The organism is Pseudomonas sp. B21-047, from assembly GCF_024748775.1.
Lineage (GTDB): Bacteria > Pseudomonadota > Gammaproteobacteria > Pseudomonadales > Pseudomonadaceae > Aquipseudomonas > Aquipseudomonas capeferrum.
The window spans coordinates 2453824-2477535 of sequence record NZ_CP087169.1 but is presented as its reverse complement, the minus strand read 5'-3'; the positions used below and the strand labels follow the sequence as shown (position 1 = coordinate 2477535).

At 63.9% G+C, this 23712-nt stretch carries 20 protein-coding genes and 3 pseudogenes; 12 read left to right on the top strand and 11 right to left on the bottom strand.

Features of this window, described 5'->3' with window-relative positions:
* Nucleotides 1–2 precede the first annotated feature (2 nt).
* A complete protein-coding gene (locus tag LOY26_RS27040; protein WP_371097434.1) occupies nt 3–758 on the top strand; it encodes a methyl-accepting chemotaxis protein in 756 nt (251 codons plus the stop codon).
* Here the strand turns inward: LOY26_RS27040 and LOY26_RS11365 are convergent.
* The gene (locus LOY26_RS11365) at nt 755–2683 is read right to left on the bottom strand and encodes a S8 family serine peptidase (RefSeq protein ID WP_258714759.1); all 1929 of its coding nucleotides are present in this window, start codon (nt 2681–2683) and stop codon (nt 755–757) included. The genes LOY26_RS27040 and LOY26_RS11365 overlap by 4 nt on opposite strands.
* A 186-nt stretch (nt 2684–2869) precedes the next feature.
* On the opposite strand from LOY26_RS11365, the gene LOY26_RS11360 reads away from it, so the two are divergent.
* The 5 genes from LOY26_RS11360 to LOY26_RS11340 all read left to right on the top strand — a co-directional run bounded on the left by LOY26_RS11360 (nt 2870) and on the right by LOY26_RS11340 (nt 7350).
* Entirely contained in the window at nt 2870–3886 is a 1017-nt protein-coding gene (locus LOY26_RS11360) for an ABC transporter substrate-binding protein (RefSeq protein WP_258714758.1), read from the top strand.
* Entirely contained in the window at nt 3883–4731 is an 849-nt protein-coding gene (locus LOY26_RS11355; RefSeq protein ID WP_258714757.1) for a proline/glycine betaine ABC transporter permease, read from the top strand. The genes LOY26_RS11360 and LOY26_RS11355 overlap by 4 nt, the downstream gene beginning before the upstream one ends.
* Nucleotides 4732–4812: 81 nt before the next feature.
* On the top strand, nt 4813–5676 hold the full coding sequence (locus LOY26_RS11350; RefSeq protein WP_186660427.1) for a LysR family transcriptional regulator: 864 nt from the start codon (nt 4813–4815) through the stop codon (nt 5674–5676).
* Nucleotides 5677–5786: 110 nt separating this feature from the next.
* On the top strand, nt 5787–6704 hold the full coding sequence (locus tag LOY26_RS11345) for an AEC family transporter (RefSeq protein WP_186660430.1): 918 nt from the start codon (nt 5787–5789) through the stop codon (nt 6702–6704).
* A 34-nt stretch (nt 6705–6738) separates the two neighbouring features.
* Nucleotides 6739–7350: a cell wall hydrolase gene (locus tag LOY26_RS11340; protein ID WP_186660432.1), complete on the top strand. Its 612-nt coding sequence runs from the start codon at nt 6739–6741 to the stop codon at nt 7348–7350.
* A 9-nt stretch (nt 7351–7359) separates the two neighbouring features.
* Here the strand turns inward: LOY26_RS11340 and LOY26_RS11335 are convergent, their stop codons facing one another.
* Nucleotides 7360–9525, bottom strand: coding sequence for a TonB-dependent siderophore receptor (locus LOY26_RS11335; RefSeq protein WP_258714756.1), 2166 nt, complete (start codon nt 9523–9525; stop codon nt 7360–7362).
* 270 nt (nt 9526–9795) lie between these two features.
* Between LOY26_RS11335 and LOY26_RS11330 the strand changes: the two genes are divergently transcribed.
* On the top strand, nt 9796–10647 hold the full coding sequence (locus tag LOY26_RS11330) for a CAP domain-containing protein (protein ID WP_186660437.1): 852 nt from the start codon (nt 9796–9798) through the stop codon (nt 10645–10647).
* Between the two features lie 23 nt (nt 10648–10670).
* On the opposite strand, the gene LOY26_RS11325 is transcribed toward LOY26_RS11330, so the two are convergent.
* Nucleotides 10671–11645, bottom strand: a complete 975-nt coding sequence (locus LOY26_RS11325) for a GlxA family transcriptional regulator (protein ID WP_258714755.1) — start codon at nt 11643–11645, stop codon at nt 10671–10673.
* Nucleotides 11646–11746: 101 nt separating this feature from the next.
* Here LOY26_RS11325 and LOY26_RS11320 point away from each other — a divergent pair, with 101 nt between their 5' ends.
* Entirely contained in the window at nt 11747–12358 is a 612-nt protein-coding gene (locus LOY26_RS11320) for a LysE family translocator (RefSeq protein WP_258714754.1), read from the top strand.
* Nucleotides 12359–12478: 120 nt separating this feature from the next.
* On the opposite strand, the pseudogene LOY26_RS11315 reads toward LOY26_RS11320, so the two are convergent.
* The 6 genes and pseudogenes from LOY26_RS11315 to LOY26_RS11290 form a co-directional block, all read right to left on the bottom strand.
* A pseudogene (locus LOY26_RS11315) lies at nt 12479–12665 on the bottom strand (MFS transporter); the annotation flags it as partial.
* Between the two features lie 106 nt (nt 12666–12771).
* Nucleotides 12772–12958 (bottom strand): annotated as a pseudogene (locus LOY26_RS11310) (MFS transporter); the annotation flags it as partial.
* A 362-nt stretch (nt 12959–13320) separates the two neighbouring features.
* A complete protein-coding gene (locus LOY26_RS11305) occupies nt 13321–14379 on the bottom strand; it encodes an IS110 family transposase (protein ID WP_258714898.1) in 1059 nt (352 codons plus the stop codon).
* A gap of 123 nt (nt 14380–14502) precedes the next feature.
* Nucleotides 14503–14719, bottom strand: a pseudogene (locus tag LOY26_RS11300) (MFS transporter); the annotation flags it as partial.
* A gap of 106 nt (nt 14720–14825) precedes the next feature.
* Nucleotides 14826–16028, bottom strand: coding sequence for an MFS transporter (locus LOY26_RS11295; protein ID WP_186663575.1), 1203 nt, complete (start codon nt 16026–16028; stop codon nt 14826–14828).
* Between the two features lie 113 nt (nt 16029–16141).
* Nucleotides 16142–17041: a LysR family transcriptional regulator gene (locus LOY26_RS11290; RefSeq protein ID WP_258714753.1), complete on the bottom strand. Its 900-nt coding sequence runs from the start codon at nt 17039–17041 to the stop codon at nt 16142–16144.
* 117 nt (nt 17042–17158) lie between these two features.
* On the opposite strand from LOY26_RS11290, the gene LOY26_RS11285 reads away from it, so the two are divergent.
* From LOY26_RS11285 to LOY26_RS11275, 3 genes are all read left to right on the top strand, one after another.
* On the top strand, nt 17159–17509 hold the full coding sequence (locus tag LOY26_RS11285; RefSeq protein WP_186659585.1) for a cupin domain-containing protein: 351 nt from the start codon (nt 17159–17161) through the stop codon (nt 17507–17509).
* Nucleotides 17510–17765: 256 nt separating this feature from the next.
* On the top strand, nt 17766–20183 hold the full coding sequence (locus tag LOY26_RS11280; RefSeq protein WP_258714752.1) for a glucose/quinate/shikimate family membrane-bound PQQ-dependent dehydrogenase: 2418 nt from the start codon (nt 17766–17768) through the stop codon (nt 20181–20183).
* A 109-nt stretch (nt 20184–20292) separates the two neighbouring features.
* Nucleotides 20293–21561 (top strand): carbohydrate porin, encoded by a 1269-nt coding sequence (locus LOY26_RS11275; RefSeq protein ID WP_258714751.1) that lies wholly within the window; start codon nt 20293–20295, stop codon nt 21559–21561.
* 47 nt (nt 21562–21608) lie between these two features.
* Here LOY26_RS11275 and argE read toward each other — a convergent pair whose 3' ends face one another.
* Both argE and LOY26_RS11265 read right to left on the bottom strand, forming a co-directional pair.
* Nucleotides 21609–22769 carry an acetylornithine deacetylase gene (argE, locus tag LOY26_RS11270; protein ID WP_186659578.1) on the bottom strand — a complete coding sequence of 387 codons (1161 nt, stop codon included), beginning with the start codon at nt 22767–22769 and terminating at the stop codon, nt 21609–21611.
* Complete coding sequence (locus tag LOY26_RS11265) at nt 22762–23436, bottom strand: DUF1028 domain-containing protein (RefSeq protein WP_258714750.1); 675 nt, start codon at nt 23434–23436, stop codon at nt 22762–22764. The genes argE and LOY26_RS11265 overlap by 8 nt, the downstream gene beginning before the upstream one ends.
* Here LOY26_RS11265 and LOY26_RS11260 point away from each other — a divergent pair.
* Complete coding sequence (locus tag LOY26_RS11260; protein ID WP_186663570.1) at nt 23435–23629, top strand: hypothetical protein; 195 nt, start codon at nt 23435–23437, stop codon at nt 23627–23629. The genes LOY26_RS11265 and LOY26_RS11260 overlap by 2 nt on opposite strands.
* Nucleotides 23630–23712 lie beyond the last annotated feature (83 nt).

Below are 23712 nucleotides of genomic sequence, written 5' to 3'. Positions count from 1 at the left end.
GCATGGAGCAGCAGTACCGCCAGGTCGACCAGGTGGCGACTGCCTCGCACGAGATGAGCGCCACCGCCCAGGACGTTGCCCGCAGCGCCGCCCAGGCCGCGCAGGCGGCCCGTGAAGCCGACCAGGCCACCCGTGAAGGCCTGGCCGTGATCGACCGCACCACCCACAGCATCGACGCCCTGGCTGCCGACATGAACAATGCCATGGCCGAAGTCGAAGGCCTGGCACAGAACAGCGAGAAGATCGGTTCGGTGCTGGAAGTGATCCGTTCGATTGCCGAACAGACCAACCTGCTGGCGCTCAACGCCGCGATCGAAGCTGCCCGCGCCGGCGAGGCAGGCCGTGGTTTTGCCGTAGTCGCCGATGAAGTGCGCAACCTGGCCCGACGCACCCAGGAATCGGTGGAAGAAACCCGCCAGGTGATCGAAGCCCTGCAAGCCGGTACCCGCGAAGTGGTCGGCGCCATGGACAACAGCCACCGCCAGGCCCAGGGTGGCGTGGAACAAGTCGGCCAGGCCGTCACCGCGCTGCAGCGCATCGGCCAAGCAGTGACGGTGATCACCGACATGAACCTGCAGATCGCCTCGGCCGCCGAAGAGCAAAGCGCAGTGGCCGAGGAGATCAACAGCAACGTCGCGACCATTCGTGATGTGACCGAGTCGCTGTCAGGGCAGGCCAACGAATCGGCGCGGGTCAGCCAGTCGCTCAATAGCCTGGCCAACCAGCAGCAGGCATTGATGGATCAGTTCCGGGTCTAGGCCTGAGGCGCGCACTCGTCGCCGCAGAAACCATCGTCCGGCAAGTGAAACCGACCGGCCTGGAGGATTTGATCGAGCAACACCAAGGCGCCCAGCACATTCGGCCGGGCGCCCATGGGTAGCCTGCTGGCGTCGGGCAACGTAGCGTCCCTATACCCCGATTGCATCACCAGCAGGTGCATCTGGTCGGCGTTCAGGTACAGGTGGTGCTGCTCGATGGCATACGACTGGATCAAGGCCAGGGCACCGGTCACCATCGGCGTGGCACTGGAGGTCCCCCCATAGGTGCTGGTGTAGTCGCGATCGTGCCCGTTCTTGTCCTGCAATGCCCCATACCCTAGCGTTGCGACGCTATCCCCCCAGCCATTGAGCATGCGGTAGCGATAGTTGTAATTGGAGTACTGATGCGGTTTGCCATCCCAGGAATGGCAGGCGCCCACCAGAATTGCATCGGCCTCACCATGGTCGTCGAAGTAACGCCACTGCTCCAGGTCGACGCCGTAACCTTGAGTGGTACGGGCGTTGTGATCGGACACGCTGGTACCATTGCACGCCGCATTGAGCACCACGACGCCTCGCTCGGTCAGCGACCGGGTGACATCCCACCAGGTCCTGTCATGCAAAGAGGGCAGGAAGGTCCCCAGGACATTCACATTGGCTGTCTGGCGGTTGACGCCAACGATATCGCCAGCCCTTGCATAAGCCAGCAGCTTTTTCAGTGTCTGAGAATACCCACGTGCATCGTAGGCACGGTTGTCATACAGGAACAACTCCGCGGCATGGCAAATACCGGTCATGCCCAACCCATTGTCATGTGCCAGCAACACCCCCACCGAAGCCGTGCCGTGGTCAGGCTCCGAATCGACTGTTGGCGGGATGACTTTGAGCCTGGGGTTACCACGCAAGTCTTCGTGATTGGCATAGAACCCACCGTCGGAGAAATGCACGCGTACCCCTCTGCCCTGCACACCCGCCTGCCATGCGTTGCGGATGTTCAAGCCTTTGGCGCTGCTGTCTGGCTCGCTCAGGTAGCGCTGCAGCGCTTCAAAGTCGGGTGTGGGCTGCGCTTGCTCATTGGCATTGGTGCCAGCGGCGTAGGCGCCGCCAGTCAGCAGCGTCGCGATGACAGCGGCAGCAGCGAAGGCCAGCAGATTGCCCGGTTCGAGTTGCGGTGGGAGCAGTGCGGTGTCTTCAACGTACTCAAGCCCATTCAGGCTTTGGACCAGGGCGCTGAAGGTTGCGTTGGGCATGCCCTGCGGCTGCTCGACCCAGTAGTGGTTGGCGAGTACCTGCAAGTGCTCATGCTCACGCTCGTGAGGTTCCAGAAACGGTTGCAGGTCAATGATTTGCTGAAGGCCGGGCCAATCATGGGCCAATGACGAGCTGGCATCAGCTTGCACGTCAGCCATGAAACGCGCATGCCCCCCTTCACTGAACACCAGAATCAGCGCGGGGTAACGCTGCCCTTCAGGCAGAGGCGGGAGCGTTGCGCCCTCCTGCGTGGCCCGCCTTCGCCGGGTGTTGGACGACGACAGCGGCACCGTATCAAGAATGCGCCGGGTCAGTTCACCTTCACGGACCTCGATCAGCAATGGCCCCTCACGCAAGGTAGCGTCTGCATCAGCGTCCAGGTCCTGCTTGATGACTTCGCTGTCGATCAGCGTGACCAGCGGGGTGATCCTGTAGGTACCTGCCAGCACCTCGCAACTGAGGGTGGCCGGGCATCCATGATTGGCGACCGTGCCACTGTGAACCTGTGAAAGCACGTTAACGCCATCGAGCTGAACCACACCTTCGGGGACCTCGCGCTCAAGTAGATACTGGATGGACTTGACCTTGTGCAGGTCGTCCCCTGTGCAACGCACATGAAACTTCCCATCGAACCTGAAGTTGCGGTAATACACGAAATCCAGATTGAAACCCATTGCGTACTCCTGTCAGCGCTACATGCCCAGCGGCCGCGGGCACAGGTGCTTAGCCTTGCAACCTGTATCCAACGCGCCTAGACAGAAGCGGTTCCTGCTGGTGCAGCAGGGGCCGCAGCAACTTCGGCTACAAGTACCTTCGACTACACTTTCGCGGCAACTGGAATGACAACCCACGAGGCCCCGATGAAAAAAATTCCAACGTTGCTGGCCAGCCTGCTGCTCGCCGCCGGCCTGGCCAGCACCGACAGCGCCGCCTCAGCGGAGCGCACCACGCCCATTCACTTTGGCGCCATTGGCTGGGAAAGCGGCGCCCTGACCACCGAAATACTGCGGCTGATCGTCGAGCGTGGGTATGGCTACCCCACCGACACTCTGCCTGGCAGCACCGTGAGCATGGAAGTGGCGTTGGCCCGCAACGACCTGCAGGTGATCGCCGAGGAGTGGGCCGGGCGCAGCCCCGCCTGGGTCAAGGCCGAACAGGCCGGGCAAGTGTTCGCTCTGGGCGATACCGTCAAGCACGCCGAGGAAGGCTGGTGGGTGCCGGCTTACGTGATCGAAGGCGACCCTTCGCGCAATCTCAAGGCCTTGGCGCCGGACCTGCGCAGTGTCGATGACCTCAAGCGCTACCCACAGGTGTTCCGCGACCCCGAGTCGCCGGCCAAAGGGCGCTTCCTCAACAGCCCCAGCGGCTGGACCTCCGAAACGGTCAACAGCCAGAAGCTCAAGGCCTACGGGCTCAGCGACAGCTATAGCAACTTTCGCAGTGGCTCCGGCGCGGCGCTGGATGCCGAAATCGGCTCCGCGATCCGGCGCGGTCAACCGGTGTTGTTCTACTACTGGAACCCGACCCCATTGATGGGGCGCTACAAACTGATACGCCTGCAAGAACCGCCCTTCAATGCCCAGGCCTGGGCCACCCTGACAGATGCCAGCAACCCCAACCCGCAAGGCAGCCAGTCACTGCCGGCCAAATTGTCGATTGGCGTGTCCAAGGCGTTCCACGAGGGTTACCCGGATTTGGTGGCCGTGTTCGAAAAGGTCGACCTGCCGATCGATCGGCTCAACCGCGCCCTGGCCGAGATGAGCGAAAAACGCACCCCGCCGGACAAGGCTGCCCTCACCTTCCTGCGTGACAACCCAGACGTCTGGAAAGCCTGGTTGCCGGCAGAGGTCGCCGCCAAGGTCGAGGGCAGCCTATGAGTGGCGGCTTTCCCGAAGCGCTGCAATTTTCCTTCGCTGAACGCGTCAACCAACTGGTCGACTGGCTGGTGCTGAACTACGGCGATCACCTGCGCAGCGTCTCGGACCAGCTGCTGCAACTGTTGGTAAGCCTGGAGAACGTGCTGCGCCTGCTGCCCTGGTGGGCACTCTTGCTGCTGGTCGGGCTGCTCGCCTGGCATGCCAGCCGCAGCGTGCTGCGCAGCGTGGCGATGGTTGCTCTGCTGGCCTTGATCGGCGTGCTCGGGCTGTGGGACAAGCTGCTGCAGACCTTGGCCCTGGTGCTGGTCAGCACCGGCCTGTGCGTGCTGGTCGGGGTGCCGCTGGGCATCCTGCTGGCGTCACGCCCGCTGGCTCGGCGGTTGTTGATGCCGGTGCTGGATGTGATGCAGACACTCCCCGCCTTCGTCTACCTGATCCCGGTGCTCATGCTGTTTGGCCTGGGCAAGGTACCGGCAGTGTTCGCCACCCTGATCTACGCCTTGCCGCCACTGGTGCGGCTGACCGACCTGGGCTTGCGGCAGATCGACCCCTCGTTGCTGCAAGCCGCACACGGTTTGGGCGCCAACCGCTGGCAGCGGCTGCAGCGCATTGCCCTGCCGTTGGCCCTGCCGAGCATCATGGCCGGCCTCAACCAGTCAGTCATGATGGCGTTGTCGATGGTGGTGGTGGCTTCGATGATCGGCGCGCGCGGCCTGGGTGAGGATGTACTGGCCGGTATTCAGACCCTCAACGTCGGCCAGGGCGTTGAAGCAGGGCTGGCGATCGTGGCCCTGGCCATGGTGATTGACCGCATCAGCCAGGCGTATGGGCAGGTCAAACGCTGATCTCGGCATCTGCCGGCTTGCCGGCGACCGGGCCGGCGCTGACAATGCGCTACCGTCCGCTCAGCCCTGGAGGCTTTCAGCGTGTCCCTCAAAGCCCTGCGCACCTTGGTGACCATCGCCCGCCACGGCACCTTTGCCCGAGCGGCAGACCTGCTCAGCCTCACCCCTTCAGCCGTGAGCCTGCACATCAAGAGCCTCGAAGACGAGCTGCAGGTCAGCCTGTTCGATCGCAGCCGGCGCCAGGTGGTGCTGACCGAAGCCGGCCAGCTGGCAGTAGCGCGCGCCGAGGGCATCCTCGGCGCCTATGACGAATTGGCCGACGCCTTGACCAGTGGCCCGAGCTTGCGCGGCCGCTTGCGCCTGGGGGCGATCCATACCGTGCTGGCCCGGCGTCTGCCCAAGGCGCTGCTGTGGATCAAGACCCATCACCCGCAGTTGCATATCAGCGTCGCTTCAGGCATGTCGGCGGAACTGGCGCGGCGCGTCGAAGACGGCGAACTCGATGCGGCGATCACCACCGAGCCAATCAGCCCCTACCCCCAGAGCCTGGTCTTCACACCCTTGTTCGCTGACCGCTTCTGGGCCATCGCCAGCCCCGAGCTGGCGGGCCAGAGCCTGCCAGCGCTGTTGGCCAGCCAACCGTTTTTGCGCTTCGACAAGCGCGCCTGGGCCGGGCGGCAGATCGAACAGGAGCTGCGCCGCCAGCACCTGCAAGTGAGCGAACAGATGGAGCTGGACAGCCAAGAAGCCCTGGCACGCATGGCGGTGATGGGCCTGGGGGTGGCGATTATCCCCATGGCCGACGAAGACCTGCAACGCTTGCCGGCGGCCACCTGCCTGCCCTTTGGCGAGCCGCAACTGACGCGGCGGGTGGTGCTGCTGGAACATGAAAAAAGTCAGCGGCGCCACTTGAGCGCGGTACTGAAGACAGCACTTGAGGCCTGAGCCCAAAGCAACCGTGCATTTATTCTCAACGGTCGCTGAAGAAAACAACGTTTTTCCAAACCAAAGCGCCCCCGTAGGCTGTAGCAGTACCCGACTACGGAAGGCCGACCATGCTCCACCTGCTGCTGACCACGCTGTTACCGATCATCCTGCTGATCGCATTGGGCACCTTTCTGCGTGTTCGCGGTTTTCTTGCCGAAACCTTCTGGCCCGGTGCTGAACGCCTGAGCTATTACGTGCTGCTGCCGTCGCTGTTCCTCCACGGCCTGGCCACTGCCAACCTCGACGGGGTGCCGGTGCTGGGCATGGTCGGTGTGCTGATGCTCTCGACCCTGCTCGGCGCCCTGCTGTTGGTGCTCTACCAAGGTGCGGTCAACCATGACGGCGCCGATTTCACCTCGGTATTCCAAGGTGGCGTACGCTTCAACAACTACATCGGCGCCACCCTGGCCGCCGGTATCTATGGCAGTGCCGGCATCGCCCTGGCGGCGGTGGCCAATGCCGCCATCGTGCCCTTGGTCAACCTGCTGTGCGTCCTGGTGTTCGCCCGTTTCAGCGCCCGCCACAGCTCACCGGCCACGGTGTTGCGTGCGATTTTCGCCAACCCACTGATCGTTGGCTGTGCCGGCGGCCTGCTGCTGCGGGTCACCGGGCTTGGCTTGCCCGCAGGGCTTGAGCCTACCGTCAAGGCCCTCGGCCAGGCCGCCCTGCCCCTGGGCCTGCTGTGCGTGGGCGCGGCCCTGGGGGGCGCCCGCGTCGGCCAACAGGTGCGCCCGTTGATGGCGGCGTCGGCATTCAAGTTCCTGGTGATGCCGCTGACCACCTGGGGCCTGTGCCGCGTGTTCGGCCTGAGTGGCCAGGCGGCGGTGGTGGCTGTGCTGTTCCAGGCGCTGCCTACCGCATCCTCTTCCTATGTGATGGCCAGGCAGATGGGCGGCAATGCACCGCTGATGGCCACCATCATCGCCCTGCAGACCGTGGCCGCTGCCGCAACCCTTCCTTTGGTGCTAATGCTTACGCTTGGCTAGACTGTGATTCAACCCACAGTTCGGAAGCTCGGCCATGCGCTTTTCGTGGATGCTGATCGGTTTGACTAGCGCCCTGCTTGCAGGCCCAGTGCACGCAGTTGACACGGCCAAGGCCGCCGTCGCCGAAGACAAGGCCGAAGTGCTTGAGGAAAAGGTGGTGGAGGATGCCCCGCCACCGAAAAAGGCCGAGACCATCACCCCGGGCGAGGTGAAGGCCGTCGACCCGGCCGGCAAGTCGCCGCTGGACGACAGCATCACCTGTCTGGCCCGTACCATCTACTGGGAAGCCAAGGGTGCCGATGCCAAGGACATGACCGCAGTGGCCAGCGTGGTGCTCAACCGCCTGGGCCACGATGGCTTCCCAGACACCATCTGCGGCGTCGTCAAGCAGGGCGTGGAGACCAAGGCCTGCCAGTTTTCCTGGTGGTGCGACGGGCGCTCCGATCAGGTTGAAGAGGCGCAACGCTACGACATTGCCAAAGAGATCGCGCGCAAGGCGCTGAACCAGCAGCTCAAGGACCCCACCGGCGGGGCGCTGTACTTTCACGACCGCAATGTGCACCCGCAGTGGGCCAAGGCCTACCGCAGGACGGCCGAGACCACGCACTTTCTGTTCTACAAGCCTCACCAGGCGCTCGCCCGCTGATCGGCGCGGTCAGAAGTCAATCGAGCCGGAGAACTTGACCAGGCGCGGGTCGCCCTGGGTCAGGTAGCCGCCGTTGGCGGAAGCCCAATAGTGCTTGTCGGTGAGGTTTTCCACGTTCATGCGCAGGGTGACCTCTTTTTGCTGCACCTTGAAGCGGTAGCGTGCGCCCACATCGAAGCGGTTCCAGGTCGGCAGGCTGAGGGTGTTGGCCGGGTTGGCGTACTGCCCCCCGGTACGCAGCATACGGGCGTTGAGCGCCACGCCCTGCAAGCCAGGCACGTCCCAATCGACGCTGGCGTTCAACTGGAAGGTCGGCACCCCGACCGCATGGTTGCCGTCATCGGCGCCACCCTGGGTGTTTTTCAGCTCGGTGTCCATGCGCGTTCCGCCGGCCATCAAGCGCAGCCCCTGCACCGGCTCGCCGAACACACTCAGCTCGACGCCCTTGTTGACCTGCTCGCCATCTTGGACGAAAACATCGCCCTGAACAAAACCGTCGGTGGGCCGCTCGATACGGAACAGCGCCAGGTTGGCACCGAAGGTCTGGTAGTCGAGCTTGACCCCGGCCTCGACCTGCTTGGTCTTGGCCGGCGGGAACACCTCCCCGGCATTGATCACCTGGCCCGATGCAGTCGCACCTTGGGCCAGCCCTTCGATGCGGTTGGCGTACAGCGAGATCGACGGGTTGACCTTGTAGACGATGCCGTAGACAGGCGTGGTGACCGACTCATCGTAGAAGGCGTTGCGGCCAAGGTCCGGCCCCTCGCCGTCATAGGCATAGCCTTCGACGCGCAACTGCTGGCGCCGCACGCCGACGGTGACCAGCAAGGTATCGTCGAACAGGCCCAGCGTGTCAGACACGGCAAGGCTGCGGTTGCGCGTCTTGCCGGTAACCCCGGGATCGTCCAGCTTGCCACCGGTGAAGGTGGGGGTGGTGGGTTTGGGCAACAGGTCGGTGTGGTAGAGGTTGGTGGCCTGCGAATTGTAGAAGACGAACGCGTTTTCTTGCTGGGTCCAGATGCTGGCAGCGCCGAGGTTCAGTTGGTGGCTGACCGGGCCGGTCTGCAAGCGGCCGTTGATGCCGCCCATGAAGGTGGTGTTGTCTTCGTTATGGGGGATTTTCGAGCCGCCGATGGTGGCAGCACCGCTGGCGGCGTCAGTGAGAACCGGCGTGCCATAAAAACCGTTTTCGTGGGTGTGCTTGACGCCACCCGCCAGGTAACCGCTCCAGTTGTCGTTGAAGTCGTAATCGCCGCGGACCATGCCGAAGGTGTCTTCGGTCTCGGTCCAGGCCCAGTCCTGGCCATAATTATGGTCGGCATCCGGCGCCCGGGGGATATCGCTCAGGCCAGCCCCCAGGCGTACCGAGTTGCGCATATGGTTGACCCGCTGCTTCTGGTAGCCGATGTCGGTAGACAGGCGCAGCTTGTCGCCACGGTAGTCGAGGCCGACGATGAACAGCTTGCTGCGTTGGTCCTGGTCGTCGACTGCGGTTTCACCTTCACGTTGCGACAGGTTCAGGCGCACGCCAAAGCGATTGTCCTCACCAAAGCGCTGGCCGAGGTCCAGGTGCTCACCCAGGCGGCCATCGCTGCTGATGTCCTGGGTGTAGCGGCGGGTCGGCGTATCGCCGGCACGCTTGGGCTGCAGGTTGACGTTACCGCCCAGGCCAGTACCCGTGGGGCTGGCGCCGTTGAGAAAGGCGTTCGGCCCTTTCAGCAGCTCGACCCGCTCCACGGCATCGGTGCTGATCATCTGCCTGGGCAGCACGCCATACAGACCATTGAACGCCACATCATCGCCGTTGAGCGGCAACCCCCGAATGACGAAGACCTGCGACTGGTTGCCGAAACCGAACGACTGGCGCACCGACGGGTCATTGAGCAGTACATCGCCGATGTCCTCGGCTTGCTGGTCTTCGATCAACTGCGAGGTGTAGCTGGTCATGGTGAACGGCACGTCCATCATGTCCTGATTGCCCAGCACGCCCATCTGGCCACCACGGGCAACCTGGCCGCCGGCAAAGGCTTCCGGGGCTTCGCCCTTGCGCTTGGCGGACTCGGCATTGATGGCGGTGGCGTCCAGCTGGATCACACCGTCAGCCGCCTGGGCGGTAACGGCCACGGAACAGCAGACGGCGAGAAGGGTCGATTGATACTGACGGGATCGTGCCATGCAAGGCGCCTCGATAACGGGATGGGGCCTTCCTGGCACGGTGAAACTGCGGGCATAGGGTATAAGCGATTGAGTATTGTTTCTAGCCGAAACTAAGAATGATTACCAAGTGATCGCACTTTTTGCCCGACCAGTGGTCTACTCCCTCTTTTGCCGCCTGCAACGATTGCCGGCGTTTTCATTGCTTTACACGATACCGGGCCAAAAACCCTGGGCTTGTGTAGGATGAGCAGCGCTTACCACGACGCTGCCAGTCATAGGGAGATTCACATGCGCGTCCTGTCATCTGTTGCCGCCTTGTCGCTGGGCCTGGTCATCTCGACCGGGGCCTTCGCTGTGACTGGCGAAGAGGGGCAACTGATCGATTCGATCAATGCCTACCGCAGCAAGGCCCAGCCTTGCGGTGGCGAAGCGTCGCTGGAGCTTCCCCCCCTCAACAGCGACACCCGCCTGGCATTGTCCCCCGAGGGCACCCGCGACTTGCAGCAGGCCATGACCCGCGCTGCCTACCCGATGGTCAACGTGCAGGCGATCAGCCTCTCGGGCCCGCGTGATGCACAAGCGGCCATGCATGCTATCGAAGAGAGTTTCTGCCAAGTGGTGCTCGACCCGCAGTTCGTCGATATCGGCGTCAGCCAGGAAGGCCGCGACTGGCGCATCGTCCTCGCCCGCCCGTTGCTCAGCGGGCGCCTCGGTGACTGGCAAGCCGAGGGGCAGAAGGTGCTGCAGGAAATCAACGCTGCGCGCAAGTTGCCGCGCCAGTGCGGCGGCCAGCCCTTTGCTGGCGCCCCGGCGCTGACCTGGAATACCACCTTGGCCGGCGTGGCCGCCGACCACACCCGGGCCATGGCCAACCAGAACTTCTTCGACCACATCGACAAGGACGGCCGTACCCCCGGCGATCGAGCGGAGTTGGCCGGTTACCTGTATCAGCAGGTCGGCGAGAACATCGCTGCCGGCCGCGACAGCGCGCACAAGGTAGTCGACGGCTGGCTGGCCAGCCCTGGGCATTGCGCTACGTTGATGAACCCTGATTTCCGCGAGTTGGGGGCCGCCTATGCGGTGGACCCGAAGAGTGATGCCGGGATCTACTGGACGGCCTTGTTCGGTACCCCGCAATAAGCACCTGAACAGCCTGGGCGGCCTCAGCCAGCAGCCGCCCCGCTGCGCAGCTGCAACGCCGTACAGCCAAACCGCCGTCGCACGCACTTGCCCAGGTGGCTGGCATCGCCCAACCCGACTTCATCGGCAATCTGCGCCAGGCTGTGGCTGGAATTGAGCAACCGCCAGCGCGCCTGCTGCAAGCGCATTTCCCGCCACCAGGCCTTGGCGCTCATGCCCTGGCTGGCCAGGAACTGTCGATCGAGCTGCCGACGGCTGATGCACAGCTCTGCCGCCAGGTGCTCGACCGACAACGGTGAAGCCAGGTGATGGCGCATCAACGCCAATGCGCGCTGAACCTGCCGCCCCTGCGCCACCCCCAGCTCCAGCGAGCGCAAGGCGTGGCGGCTATCGCGCGTTTCGTCTACCAGCATGTCGGCCAGGCCCTTCAGCGCTCGGGCTCGCCCACAGGCGCGCGACAACAGTTCTACGGCCAGGTCGACGGCCGCCGTCCCCCCAGCACAGGTGATGCGCCCGCCTTGAATGCAATAAAGCTGATCGCGCAGGACCTTCAGGTGAGGGAACGCGGTACGGAACTCGGCCTCATGCCGCCAGTGGACCACCACGTCGTGCCCCTCCAGCAGGCCGCACGCGGCCAGTAGAAACGCGGCGTTATCGACACCCACCAGCTTGACGCCAGCCTTGGCGGCCCGTTTCAGCAAGCCCTTGTAAGACGGTGCCAGCTCGGCGGTGGCCATGGCGTTGCGGCCGCCAAACAGCACCAGGTAATCGTACTGCTGCAGGTCGAGCTGTTCGGCGATGGCCTCTACCTGCACCACCACGCCACTGCTGGCGGCCACCGGCTCGCGGGTCAGTCCTGCCAGGGTCCAGCTGCAGTAGCGCTGACGGCTGTAGTCTTCGTCATCGGCGCTGAAGCGGAGCTTGTCGAGAAACGCCCCGAACGGCAGCAAGGCGAACTCCGGCAGCGGCACGATCAGCAGGCGGATATCAGGGGGCATCGCAGGGCGTCCGGATTGAACCATAGAATGTCCAGATAATACCCTCTAAAAACGTCGTCGTGGCCTAGACTGGCGCCCTGTGACCCTACAAGGCATTGCCCATGGCACTCGACACTTGGCTTATCTACCTGCTGGCCAGCATTGGCCTGTCGCTGACCCCAGGCCCTAACAGTTTGCTGGCCTTGACCCACGGTGCACTGTATGGCGCGCGCCGCACCCTGTTCACCATCGTTGGCGGGGTATTCGGCTTCAGCGCCCTGATCGCCCTGGCGATGTTCGGCCTCAGTGCACTGCTGCAAACCTCTGCATCGGTGCTTGGCATCCTCAAGTGGGTGGGTGGCGCCTACTTGGTCTGGCTGGGTGTGCAGCTGTGGCGCAGCCCGGCGCTGCACCTGGAGGTGACCCAGCGAACCCCACGCTTGAGCAATGCGAGCCTGTTCCGTCAGGGGCTGCTGTCGGCCATGGCCAACCCCAAGGTGCTGTTGTTCTATGGCGCGTTCCTGCCGCAGTTCCTCGCCCCCCAACGGGGGCTGTTGCTGCAGTTCGTGGTGATGGCGGCGACCTTTGCCAGCGTGGAGTTTGTGGTCGAGTACCTGCTGGCACGGCTGGCGTTTCGCATTCGGCCCTGGCTGGCCAAAGGCGGCAAAGGGTTCAATCGCTGCTGCGGGACATTGTTCGTCGTGATTGGCGTGGCGTTGCCCCTGGGCCGCTGAGCGGCCGTTTGTAGGAGCGGCCTTGCGTCGCGAAAGGGCTGCGCAGCGGCCCCAGATTTCAGCTTCGCCGCATAGATTGTCGGGGCCGCTACGCGCCCCTTTCGCGACGCAAGGCCGCTCCTACAAACCCCGCCGGGCCTGGATGAGGAACACGATCAGCGCTACCCCGTGCCAGCCGAACTGGGCCAACAGCGCACTGGCCACCGCCGAGCCCAACGCCCCGCCCAGAAATGTTCATCTGCACCGCGAAGTCCAACAGCACGCCTGTCAGCGCCAGGCCGATCACGCTGAAGCCAGGCGATTGTAGGAGCGGCCTTGCGTCGCGAAAGGGGCGCGCAGCGGCCCCAGATTTCAGCTTCGCCGCATAGATTGTCGGGGCCGCTACGCAGCCCTTTCGCGACGCAAGGCCGCTCCTACAAACCCCGCCGGGCCTGGATGAGGAACACGATCAGCGCTACCCCGTGCCAGCCGAACTGGGCCAACAGCGCACTGGCCACCGCCGAGCCCAACGCCCCGCCCAGAAATGTTCATCTGCACCGCGAAGTCCAACAGCACGCCTGTCAGCGCCAGGCCGATCACGCTGAAGCCAGGCGATTGTAGGAGCGGCCTTGCGTCGCGAAAGGGCTGCGTAGCGGCCCCAGATTTCAGCTTCGCCGCATAGATTGTCGGGGCCGCTACGCGCCCCTTTCGCGACGCTAGGCCGCTCCTATGTATGGACTCGCCCACATTGTCTAGCTGCTTTTGAGCATTGGAACCCGGTTGCATCTATGTATCAGGCCTATTCGAGGAAGCTTTTCGCTTCTGGCCAACATCGTGGTGAGCTCGCAGCGTGCCGTTTACATTAAGGCCATTACATTAGGCCTGTAGGAGCGGAGGCATCTGTCTGCGACGGTCTTACCAAGGGTCAATGTTCACTAGCAGGGGTTGGAGCGCTCGGCGCCCCGGTGGCATTGCTCGGTTGGTCAGAGGCTCATAGCAGCCTCCGAGTTGTTGTTCGGTTTGCGTTGGTAAACCTGATTGCTCTGTAACAGAGCCCAGATAATGCGCAGATTTCGATTAGCCAGCCTGATAGCCGCCTCCTTGCGCCCAAGGCGGGACAGCCAGCGCAAGAGGCGGCGATCGTCTGGCTGATCGGAATCAGGCCTTAGCTGACTCAAGACCGCATGCGCGCCTTGGATCATCAGGCTGCGTATGTAGCCGTCACCTCGCTTGCTCATCCTGCCCAGCCTGATTTTGTTTCCGCTGCTGTGCTGGTCGGGCACGATACCGAAGAAGGCAGAATACATTCGGCCACTGGCGAATCGACTGGGCTCGGTCTGTTTCGCCACGATTGCCGTGGCGATGATTGGACCGACGCCACGAATGGTGATCAGCCGCTGTGCGACCTCGTCTTCTTGGGCTGTCGCTTCGAGCCGTTTACTCAGCACCGCAATGCGCTCACCTAGATAGAGCCAGTCAGCCAACAGCTCATCGAGCAACTCGCGCAACAAATCAGGCAGGGGCAAGGTGGCATCCTCAAGGGCTCGCGGTATGTGCGTACTCATCGCGGCATCGCCTTGGAGCATCGACACGCCATGCTCAAGCAGCAAGCCACGCATCTGATTGCCCAGTGCCGTATGCCGCTTGATGTTGCCGCGCCGGACACGGTGCAGTGCTTGAATAGCCAGTGCTGTGGTGCTCTTGATCGGTATTGAGGCAATGCTGGTATCGCGACCGGCACGCAAAATGGCATGGGCGTCGTTTCGGTCGTTCTTCGCGCCGCTGCGGTGTTCGGCCACCCGTTGCGCAGGCAGGATACGAACTGGATTACCTTGGGTCTGCAGCAGCCTGGCCCAGGCTTGTGCACCTGGACCGCACTCCATCAAGACGGTCACTGTCGCTGGCAGTTTGAGCAGGAAATCATGGAAGGCCTGACGGGACTTGATGCGATCTTCGTAGATCACCCGACCGGTAGCATCCTCGCCTGCTAACTGGAAGACCTGTTTGGCCAGGTCTACGCAGATGGTTGTGCAAAGCTCCACATCAGTGGAAGACAGAGGATCGTGCTTCGAACTATGCTTTTTCATGGTCTCGCCCTCGCTGCCGTTGGCTTCTATGAACGCCACCGTGGCACTGTGATGCCTCGGCGGGGGCGAGTCCATCGATTACAAACCCCGCCGGACCTGGATGAGGAACACGATCAACGCCACCCCGGGCAACCCGGCGCCCACCAGCGCTACCCCGTGCCAGCCGAACTGGGCCAACAGCGCACTGGCCACCGCCGAGCCCAACGCCCCGCCCAGAAATGTTCATCTGCACCGCGAAGTCCAACAGCACGCCTGTCAGCGCCAGGCCGATCACGCTGAAGCCAGGCGATTGTAGGAGCGGCCTTGCGTCGCGAAAGGGGCGCGTAGCGGCCCCAGATTTCAGCTTCGCCGCATAGATTGTCGGGGCCGCTACGCAGCCCTTTCGCGACACAAGGCCGCTCCTACAAACCCCGCCGGGCCTGGATGAGGAACACGATCAGCGCCACCCCGGGCAACCCGGCGCCCACCAGCGCTACCCCGTGCCAGCCGAACTGGGCAAACAGCGCACTGGCCACCGCCGAGCCCAACGCCCCGCCCAGAAAGATGCTGGTCATGTACACCGCGTTCAGCCGCCCACGGCTTGCCGGGTCCAGGGCATACACTTCACGCTGGCCTATGACCATGTTCATCTGCACCGCGAAGTCCAACAGCACGCCTGTCAGCGCCAGGCCGATCACGCTGAAGCCAGGCGAAGTCAGCCCGATCAGCAGCGCCACCGGCGCCAGCAGCAAGGCCGCCAGCGAACCGGCACGGGCATGCCCGGCATCGGCCATGCGCCCGGCCAAGGGCGCGGCCACAGCGCCCACCGCACCGACCAGGGCAAACAGCGCGATCTGGCTCTGCGACAGGCCGTACTCCCCTGCCAACGCCAGTGGCACCGCGGTCCAGTACAGGCTGAAGGCCGCGAACATCAATGCCTGATACAGCGAACGCTGACGCAGCACCGGATAACGGCGCAGCAGCGCGATCAGCGACATCATCAGCGCGGCATAGCTGGCCTTGTGCTCGGGCACTCGCCGCGGCAGGGTCAGGGCCAGCAGCACGATGATCGCCAGCATCACCCCTGCCGCGCCGATGAACACGGTTCGCCAGCCGAAGTGGTCGGCCACTAGGCTCGACAACGGCCGCGCCAGCAGAATGCCCAACAGCAGCCCGCCCATGATATTGCCGACCACACGCCCACGCTGCTGCTCAGGTGCCAGGTGCGCCGCCAGCGGGATCAGCATCTGCACCGCCACCGAACTGAACCCGATCAACAGCGCATAGCCCAGAAACAGCTGGCCCTGGCCACTGCCGCTGGTGCCTGCCAACAGCAGGCTGATGCAGGCCAGCACCGCAGTGGCGATCATCAGTCGGCGGTTTTCCAGCAGGTCGGCCAGCGGTACCAGCAACAGCAGGCCCAGCGCGTAACCCAGCTGGGTCAGGGAAACGATCAGGCTGGCGTGCTCGTTGGAAAGCCCCAGGTCTGGCGCGATCAGCCCGACGATGGGCTGGGCATAGTAGATATTCGCGACGATGGCGCCGCAACAAAACGCCAGCAGTGTCACCAGGGCCCGGCTCAGGCCGATGGCCGAGGGCTGCTCTGCAGCTAGGGAGGGGTTCATAGGATGTGCCTCGACAAGGGACGAAATATGCCGCACACCTTACCCAGGCGTGCCGCAGGCTAGAATCCGGCCAGCACGCAACAGGGCTTTGCACCCTGCGCAACGCTGGTGTTTCAGGGGGCCAGCAAGCCTTCACAGAAGCCGATGAACGCCTGCACCCGACGCGAGCCGCGGTGGTTGGGCAAGTACAACGCATTGATCCTGTCATTGGCGGTGCCGGGGCTGACCTGCCAATCAGCGAACACGCGCTGCAGCGCGCCGCCAGCCACATCCTCACGCACCAGCCAGTCGGCCAGCAGGGCAATCCCGCTACCCGCCAGCGCGGCTTCACGCAACAGGTCGGCATTGGCGCTGCGCAGCGGCCCGCTCACGTCCAGCTCCAGCACCTGCTGCCCGCGAGACAGGCGCCAGGGGCGAGCTTTTTGCCCATAGCGAAAACGCAGGCAGGCGTGCTCCATCAACTGTTGCGGGTGGGCCAGCGTTTCGCGACCGCTCAGGTAGGCGGGGCTGGCCACCAGCCAACGCTCGAACCGACCCAGAGGGCGGCACACCAGCTCATCATTCGGCGCAGGGTCGCCCAGGCGGATCGACAGGTCGTAACGACCATCGAGCAAGTCATCCAGGCGATCGCTCAGGTCGATGTCCAGCTCCAGGGCCGGGTGCCTGGCCAGAAACGCCCCCAGGTGCGGCGCGATCACCCGGCGCCCGAATTCCACTGGCAGGCACAGGCGCAGCACGCCGACCGGCTCCTCGCCCCGGTCGGCGACACTGGCATCGGCTTCGTCCAACGCTTCGAAGATGCCCCGGGTACGCGCGTAGTAGCGGGCGCCCGCCTCGGTCAGGCTGACCTGGCGGGTCGAGCGGTTCAACAAGGTCGCCCCAAGCTCCGCCTCCAAGGCATCGACCAAGCGTGTCACCGACGATGTCGCCAGCCCGAGCTTGCGCGCTGCTGCAGAAAACCCCTGAGCATCGACGGTCGCCGCGAACATCTTCATGGCCAGGAGTTTGTCCATTTTTCGCCCATCGTTGAAAACTCGGAACGGTCCTACAATCTAGTGGGCGGGTCAAGAAGCGCGCGGCCCGGCAATCACGTCCATAGTGGAAGCACCTCCCTTTGAACGAGATGACACATGGTGCCCCTCAACGTGCTCAGCCCCCTCCCGCCCTGCGACCCGACCTCTGCCGAGCGGGTCGACGAGCTGCTCAGCCGCCCCGGTGTGCGGATAGAGCGCATTGTCTCGAGCGGCCAATGCAGCCCAACGGGGTACTGGTACGACCAGGCCGAAGGTGAATGGATCGTGCTGCTGAGCGGCGCAGCCGGCCTGCGCTTCGAGCATGAAAACCATACCCGGCTGCTGGAGCCTGGCGATTGCCTGGACATCCCGGCGCATTACCGCCACCGCGTGGAATGGACCGCACCCGGTACCCCGACTGTTTGGCTCGCGGTGTTCTACAGCAGCACCACCCCGTGGCCCGACTGAGGCTGTGCGGTGCAATCGGGGCCTGCAGGTGCTGCAGGCTTTCGTGGGCAGCGACTCGACCAAAGTATGAGTACCGATTGCATAGCCCGCATGAACGCATGGTTTACTGCAATTTTCAGCGCGTGATCTAGACTTTTGCCGACACCTTGGCCAGTTCAGCCCTGCGACAATCAGCCTCACAAAACTTTGTACTAACTTGTTAATTAGCTTGCTAAGGGCTTAAACTGCGCACATTCCACCTGCTGAGATCCCTGGCATGAAAGAAACACCGCGCGCCTCTGGCGCCACAACCCTCATTCTGGTCGGCCTGGGCGTTATCGTCGCCCTGCTCGGCCTGCTCCTGGCCGCTGGCGGCATCAAACTGGCCGGCCTCGGCGGCTCCTGGTATTTCCTGGTCGGCGGGCTGGCCATGGCCATCGCCGGTATCCTCATCGCCCGTCGCAAGGTCGCTGGGGCCTGGCTGTATGCCGTGTTCCTGATCGGCACCGCGATCTGGGCACTGATCGACGCGGGCCTGGTGTTCTGGCCGCTGTTCTCCCGCGTGTTCATGTTCGCCGCGATCGGTATGGTGGTGGCGCTGGTCTACCCGCTGCTGGTCCGCGCCAACGGCGGCACCACCGGGCGTGGCGCCTACGGTATCGCCGGTGTGCTGGCGGTGGCGCTGGTGGTTGCTGCAGGCAACATGTTCGTCGCCCACCCAAGCGTCGCCCCTACCGGCAAAGGCCCTGGCATGACCCCGGTCGAAGCGGGCAAGGAGCAGAAGGACTGGGCCCACTACGGCAACACCGAAGGTGGCAGCCGCTTCGCTGCGCTCGACCAGATCAACCGTGACAACGTCAACAAGCTGAAGGTGGCCTGGACCTACCACACCGGTGACGTCGCCATCAGCGACGGCAACGGCGCCGAGGACCAACTGACCCCGCTGCAGGTTGGCAACAAGGTGTTCATCTGCACCCCGCACAACAACCTGATCGCACTCGACGCCGACACCGGCAAAGAGCTGTGGAAGAACGCAATCAACGCCCAGTCCAAGGTCTGGCAGCGTTGCCGCGGCATGGCCTACTTCGACGCCACCGCGCCGCTGGCCCAACCGACCCAGCCGAACAGCTCGCCGATTGCCGCGGCCACTGTGGCGGCCGGTGCCAACTGCCAGCGCCGCTTGCTCACCAACACCATCGACGGCCGACTGATCGCAGTCGATGCCGACACCGGTGAGTTCTGCCAGGGCTTCGGCAACAACGGCCAGGTCAACCTCATGGCCGGCCTGGGTGACGTGCCGGACTCCTTCTACCAACTGTCGTCCGCGCCGCTGATGGCCGGTACCACCGTGGTGGTTGGCGGTCGCGTTGCCGATAACGTCCAGACCGACATGCCAGGCGGCGTGATCCGTGGCTTCGACGTCATCACCGGGGCCATGCGCTGGGCGTTCGACCCAGGCAACCCGGAAGACCGCAACGCCCCGGCCGACGGCAGCAGCTACGTGCGCAGCACCCCGAACAGCTGGGCACCGATGTCCTACGACCCGGCCATGAACACCGTGTTCCTGCCGATGGGTTCGTCGTCCACCGACATCTATGGCGTTGAACGCAACACGCTGGATCACACCTACGGTGCGTCGGTACTGGCGCTGGATGCCACCACCGGCAATCAGAAATGGGTCTACCAGACCGTACACAACGACCTCTGGGACTTCGACCTGCCGATGCAGCCAAGCCTGATCGACTTCACCAAGGACGACGGCAAGACCGTGCCTGCGGTGGTGATCGGTACCAAGGCCGGGCAGATCTACGTGCTTGACCGTGCCACCGGCAAACCGCTGACCCAGGTCGACGAAGTACCGGTCAAACCGAGCAACATCCCCAATGAGCCGTACTCCCCGACCCAGCCGAAATCGGTAGGCATGCCTCAGATCGGCGCGCAGACCCTGACCGAATCGGACATGTGGGGCGCTACGCCGTATGACCAGTTGCTGTGCCGCATCGACTTCAAGAAAATGCGCTACGACGGCCTGTACACCGCGCCGGGCACCGACCTGTCGCTGAGCTTCCCGGGCTCGCTGGGTGGCATGAACTGGGGCAGCATTTCCACCGACCCGGTGCATGGTTTCATCTTCGTCAACGACATGCGCCTGGGCCTGTGGATCCAGATGATCCCGTCGCAGAACAAAGGCGATGCCGCTTCGGGTGGCGAAGCGCTGAACACCGGCATGGGCGCCGTCCCCCTCAAGGGCACGCCTTATGCGGTGAACAAGAACCGCTTCCTGTCGGTTGCCGGCATCCCCTGCCAGGCACCACCATTTGGCACCCTCACCGCCGTCGACATGAAAACCCGCCAGATCGCCTGGCAGGTACCGGTCGGCACCGTCGAGGACACCGGCCCGCTGGGTATCCGCATGCACCTGCCGATCAAGATCGGCCTGCCTACCCTGGGCGGTACGCTGTCGACCCAAGGCGGCCTGGTGTTCATCGCCGGCACCCAGGACTTCTACCTGCGCGCCTACGACAGCAGCAACGGTAATGAAGTGTGGAAGGCCCGCCTGCCGGTGGGTAGCCAGGGTGGCCCAATGACCTACGTTTCGCCGAAAACCGGCAAGCAGTATGTGGTGATCACCGCCGGTGGCGCGCGTCAGTCAACTGACCGTGGCGACTACGTGATTTCTTACGCACTGCCATAAACCGCGTCACCCCCCTCGCTGGCAAGCCGGCTTCCACAGGCCCTACACGGAACCTGTGGGGGCCGGCTTGCCAGCGATGAGGCCCTGAAAGATCAATCGAGACCCCGCAATGCCATCCGCAATTCGCATCACGTCTTCCCTGCTGCTTGCCCTGGCCAGCAGCAGTGCCCTCGCCGACGGCGACCTCATGAACCGCAGCACGATGACCGGTGACTGGGGTGGCCTGCGCCATCAGCTCGAAGAAGACGGCGTCAAGTTCACCGGCGACTACAGCGGTGAAACCGCCTACAACGCCCACGGCGGCCTGCACCGTTCGGCCCGTTACTCGCAGAACCTCAAGCTTGGCGTGCAGTTCGACCTGTCGAAACTGTATGGCCTGGAGAACGGCGGCAAGGTTCAGCTGACCATCAACGACCGCCGCGGCAACAGCGCCTCGGAAGACCTGGTGGGCAACCGCCTGCCGATCCAGGAGAACTTCGGTGGCCTGTACACCCGCCTGACCGAACTGAGCTACGAGCGCACCCTGTTCACCCCGGCCCTCAACGTCAAGCTCGGCTACATGGCCATGGGCAACGACCTCGGCGGCCTGGACAGCGGCATTCTGTGCAACTTCATGAACGCCGGTTTCTGCGGCCACCCGCTGAACATGTCCGGCGGCAGCGGCTGGACCAACTACCCCAACGCGCACCTGGGCGTGCGGGTCAAATACGACCTGTCGCCGTCCTGGCAGCTGCGGGTGGCGGCGTTCAACGTCGACCCCGAAAGCAACGGCAACTCCAGCCGTGCCTGGCACCTGGGGCCCAAGCACACCACCGGCACCGTGGTGCCGGTGGAGCTGGTGTACAAACTGCAAGGCGAGCTGCCAGGCGAGTACAAGCTGGGCTACTACTACGACAGCTCCGATGTGAAACGTATCGGCAGCGACAAGGACGTGTCCGGCCGTAGCGGCCATTACCTGTTGATCGACCAGGCCGTGTGGAACGACCAGGGCTCGCCGGGCCGCAGCCTGCATGCCTTTGGCCAGTACTCGGCATCGAGCAAGGCCGCTTCGCCGTTCACCAAGTGGTATGGCGCCGGCGTGGTGCTGTACAAGCCGTTCGAAGGCCGCCCGCGCGATACCGTGGCCCTGGGCTATGGCCGCGCCGTGCCTAACCCGCGCAGCCGCGATGTGCTGGAAGATGCCGCGTTCGACGCAGGCCAGCAGTTCCCGGACATCGACAGCGCTGAACAGTTGATCGAACTGAGCTACGGCTACCAGGCCACCCCTTGGCTGAACCTGCGGCCGGATGTGCAGTACATCATCGAGCCTGGGGCGTTTTCGGGCAAAGTCATCGACAATGCGTTGGTCGTCGGTTTGCAGGTCAAAGCGACGTTCTGACCTTAATTGGCAGTGACATCCTGGGGCCGCAACGCGGCCCCCGTTTTTCAGCCCTGCCGCAGGTAATCCACCAGCCGCAGCAACATGGCATCACACCCCTGCAACTGCTCGACACTGACAAACTCGTCCGGCTTGTGACCCTGCTCCATACTGCCAGGCCCGCAGACCACCGTCGGGATTCCCGCCTGATCGAACAGGCCGCCTTCGGTACCGAACGCTACCGTGCCGAACGCTTGCGAACCACTGAGCAACGCCACCAGCTGCGCCGCCTCGCTGTCAGCCGGCGTGGCCAGCCCCGGGTAGGCACTGAGTGCTTGCAGGCGGATATCGGCGCCCTCGTTGACGGCGCGCATGCGGGGCAGCAACTCGGCCTCGGCGTAACTCTGCAACTGGTCAGCCACCCCTTGCGCGTCGAAGCCCGGCAAGGCACGCACCTCGAAGTCGAACTCGCACTCCTCGGGCACGATGTTCAGCGCCCTGCCCCCCTTGATCACGCCGGTCTGCACCGTGGAGAACGGCGGATCGAAACGCACGTCATGCTGCTCGGGCTGCGCCAGCCCCTCACCCATCTCGCCCAGCTTGCCGATCAGGCGCGCCGCGTACTCGATGGCATTCACCCCATAAGGCGCATAGGCCGAATGGCAGGCCGCGCCATGGACCTGACAACGCATGGCCAGCTTGCCCTTGTGGCCTAGCACCGGCTTGAGCTCGGTCGGCTCGCCAATCAGGCACAGCCGCGGTTTATGGGGCCGCTGTTCAAGGGCCGCGAGCATCGAACGTACCCCCAGGCAACCGACTTCTTCGTCATAGGAGAACGCCAGGTGCAGCGGCATACGCAAAGGCCGCGCGAGAAACGCCGGGACCGCCGCCAGCACCGAGGCAATGAAGCCCTTCATGTCCGCAGCGCCGCGCCCGTACAAGCGCCCATCACGTTCGCTCAGGGCAAACGGCTCGACCGTCCAGGCCTGGCCGTCCACCGGTACCACGTCGGTGTGCCCCGACAGCACCACACCGCCCACGTCCTGCGGACCGATGGTGGCAAACAGGTTGGCCTTGGTGCCTTCGGCGTTATGGAACAACTCGCAGTCCACGCCAAGACCCGCCAAGTAGTCACGGATAAAGCCAATCAGCGCCAGGTTGGAATCGCGGCTGACCGTGGCAAAGCCGATCAGCCGGGCAAGCAGCGCGCGGCTGGCGAACTCACTCATTCCCCGGTACCCCGTAGCTTGGCGCTGCCGTGGGGTCGAGGGCGCGGGTCACGTAGTCCTGCATCTGGGGGCGATAGGCCTGCCACAGACCCTCCAGTTGCCCGATCGGGTCCTCATCGGCCCAGTCGACACGCAGGTCCACCAAGGGCCAGGTCAGCTCCCCGGCAATCTTCAATGCCGCAGAGTGCACAGGGCCGGCCTCGCCCCCCGCCGCCATGGCCGCGTGCATGGCCGCCAGCAGGCGGTCGGCCAGATGCCCCTCGGCCTGTTCGAAGGCGTGCACCATGGCCTCGATCACCTGCCGGGAAGACAGCAAGTTACCGGCCGCAGCGCACTGCTCGCCCGCCACGGCATCATGTACACCCAGGGCCTGCTTGCCGGTGAACAGCGCAACTTGGCCATGGCTGTCGATCACCGTGACCTGGCGGTATTCGCTCCAGCCGTTGGCATTGAGCACCCGGTCCAGCGCAGTAGGCGGCAGCTGCCCCTGCTCCAAGGCATCGAGCAGCTGCGGCCCGAGGGCCGGCAAGGTGATGTTCTGGGTCGCGACCGCACCCACACCTGCACGTACCCAGGGGCAGCGTGCCCCTACCGCAATGCTCGACGAACTGATGGCAATACCGACCTGGCCGGTTTCCTGGCAGCGACCGATGATGGAGAAAGTCATGTCATGGCTCCTGTTGTTCTGTCCAATGCACGCCATTCTGGGTGGAAGCATCCAGCACGCGAAACGACCTTTTTCCGAGGGCTTGAACAGGAAAAAACTAAGCCCCTCGCCCGCCCTGCGGAAAACCGCCAAAACACCGTTGCAAGCCGCACGAATCAAGGCCTTCGCCGTTTTATCGGCAAGCACCAGCTAAATACTATTTTCGCCATTTGTGCTGCATCCCTAGTCTGGCCCCAGGCAACGGCGGTCCTCCAAACCGACCTTACAAAAATCGCC

Bases quoted from the DNA above. Each gene is read 5' to 3' on its own strand.
- LOY26_RS27040 (WP_371097434.1), top strand. From the start codon at position 3: ATGGAGCAGCAGTACCGCCAGGTCGACCAGGTGGCGACTGCCTCGCAC.
- LOY26_RS11335 (WP_258714756.1), bottom strand. From the start codon at position 9,525: ATGGCACGATCCCGTCAGTATCAATCGACCCTTCTCGCCGTCTGCTGT.
- LOY26_RS11355 (WP_258714757.1), top strand. From the start codon at position 3,883: ATGAGTGGCGGCTTTCCCGAAGCGCTGCAATTTTCCTTCGCTGAACGC.
- LOY26_RS11340 (WP_186660432.1), top strand. From the start codon at position 6,739: ATGCGCTTTTCGTGGATGCTGATCGGTTTGACTAGCGCCCTGCTTGCA.
- LOY26_RS11260 (WP_186663570.1), top strand. From the start codon at position 23,435: ATGTCATGGCTCCTGTTGTTCTGTCCAATGCACGCCATTCTGGGTGGA.
- LOY26_RS11365 (WP_258714759.1), bottom strand. From the start codon at position 2,683: ATGGGTTTCAATCTGGATTTCGTGTATTACCGCAACTTCAGGTTCGAT.
- LOY26_RS11290 (WP_258714753.1), bottom strand. From the start codon at position 17,041: ATGGACAAACTCCTGGCCATGAAGATGTTCGCGGCGACCGTCGATGCT.
- LOY26_RS11320 (WP_258714754.1), top strand. From the start codon at position 11,747: ATGGCACTCGACACTTGGCTTATCTACCTGCTGGCCAGCATTGGCCTG.
- LOY26_RS11295 (WP_186663575.1), bottom strand. From the start codon at position 16,028: ATGAACCCCTCCCTAGCTGCAGAGCAGCCCTCGGCCATCGGCCTGAGC.
- LOY26_RS11345 (WP_186660430.1), top strand. From the start codon at position 5,787: ATGCTCCACCTGCTGCTGACCACGCTGTTACCGATCATCCTGCTGATC.
- LOY26_RS11360 (WP_258714758.1), top strand. From the start codon at position 2,870: ATGAAAAAAATTCCAACGTTGCTGGCCAGCCTGCTGCTCGCCGCCGGC.
- LOY26_RS11330 (WP_186660437.1), top strand. From the start codon at position 9,796: ATGCGCGTCCTGTCATCTGTTGCCGCCTTGTCGCTGGGCCTGGTCATC.
- LOY26_RS11285 (WP_186659585.1), top strand. From the start codon at position 17,159: ATGGTGCCCCTCAACGTGCTCAGCCCCCTCCCGCCCTGCGACCCGACC.
- LOY26_RS11265 (WP_258714750.1), bottom strand. From the start codon at position 23,436: ATGACTTTCTCCATCATCGGTCGCTGCCAGGAAACCGGCCAGGTCGGT.
- LOY26_RS11325 (WP_258714755.1), bottom strand. From the start codon at position 11,645: ATGCCCCCTGATATCCGCCTGCTGATCGTGCCGCTGCCGGAGTTCGCC.
- LOY26_RS11280 (WP_258714752.1), top strand. From the start codon at position 17,766: ATGAAAGAAACACCGCGCGCCTCTGGCGCCACAACCCTCATTCTGGTC.
- LOY26_RS11275 (WP_258714751.1), top strand. From the start codon at position 20,293: ATGCCATCCGCAATTCGCATCACGTCTTCCCTGCTGCTTGCCCTGGCC.
- argE (WP_186659578.1), bottom strand. From the start codon at position 22,769: ATGAGTGAGTTCGCCAGCCGCGCGCTGCTTGCCCGGCTGATCGGCTTT.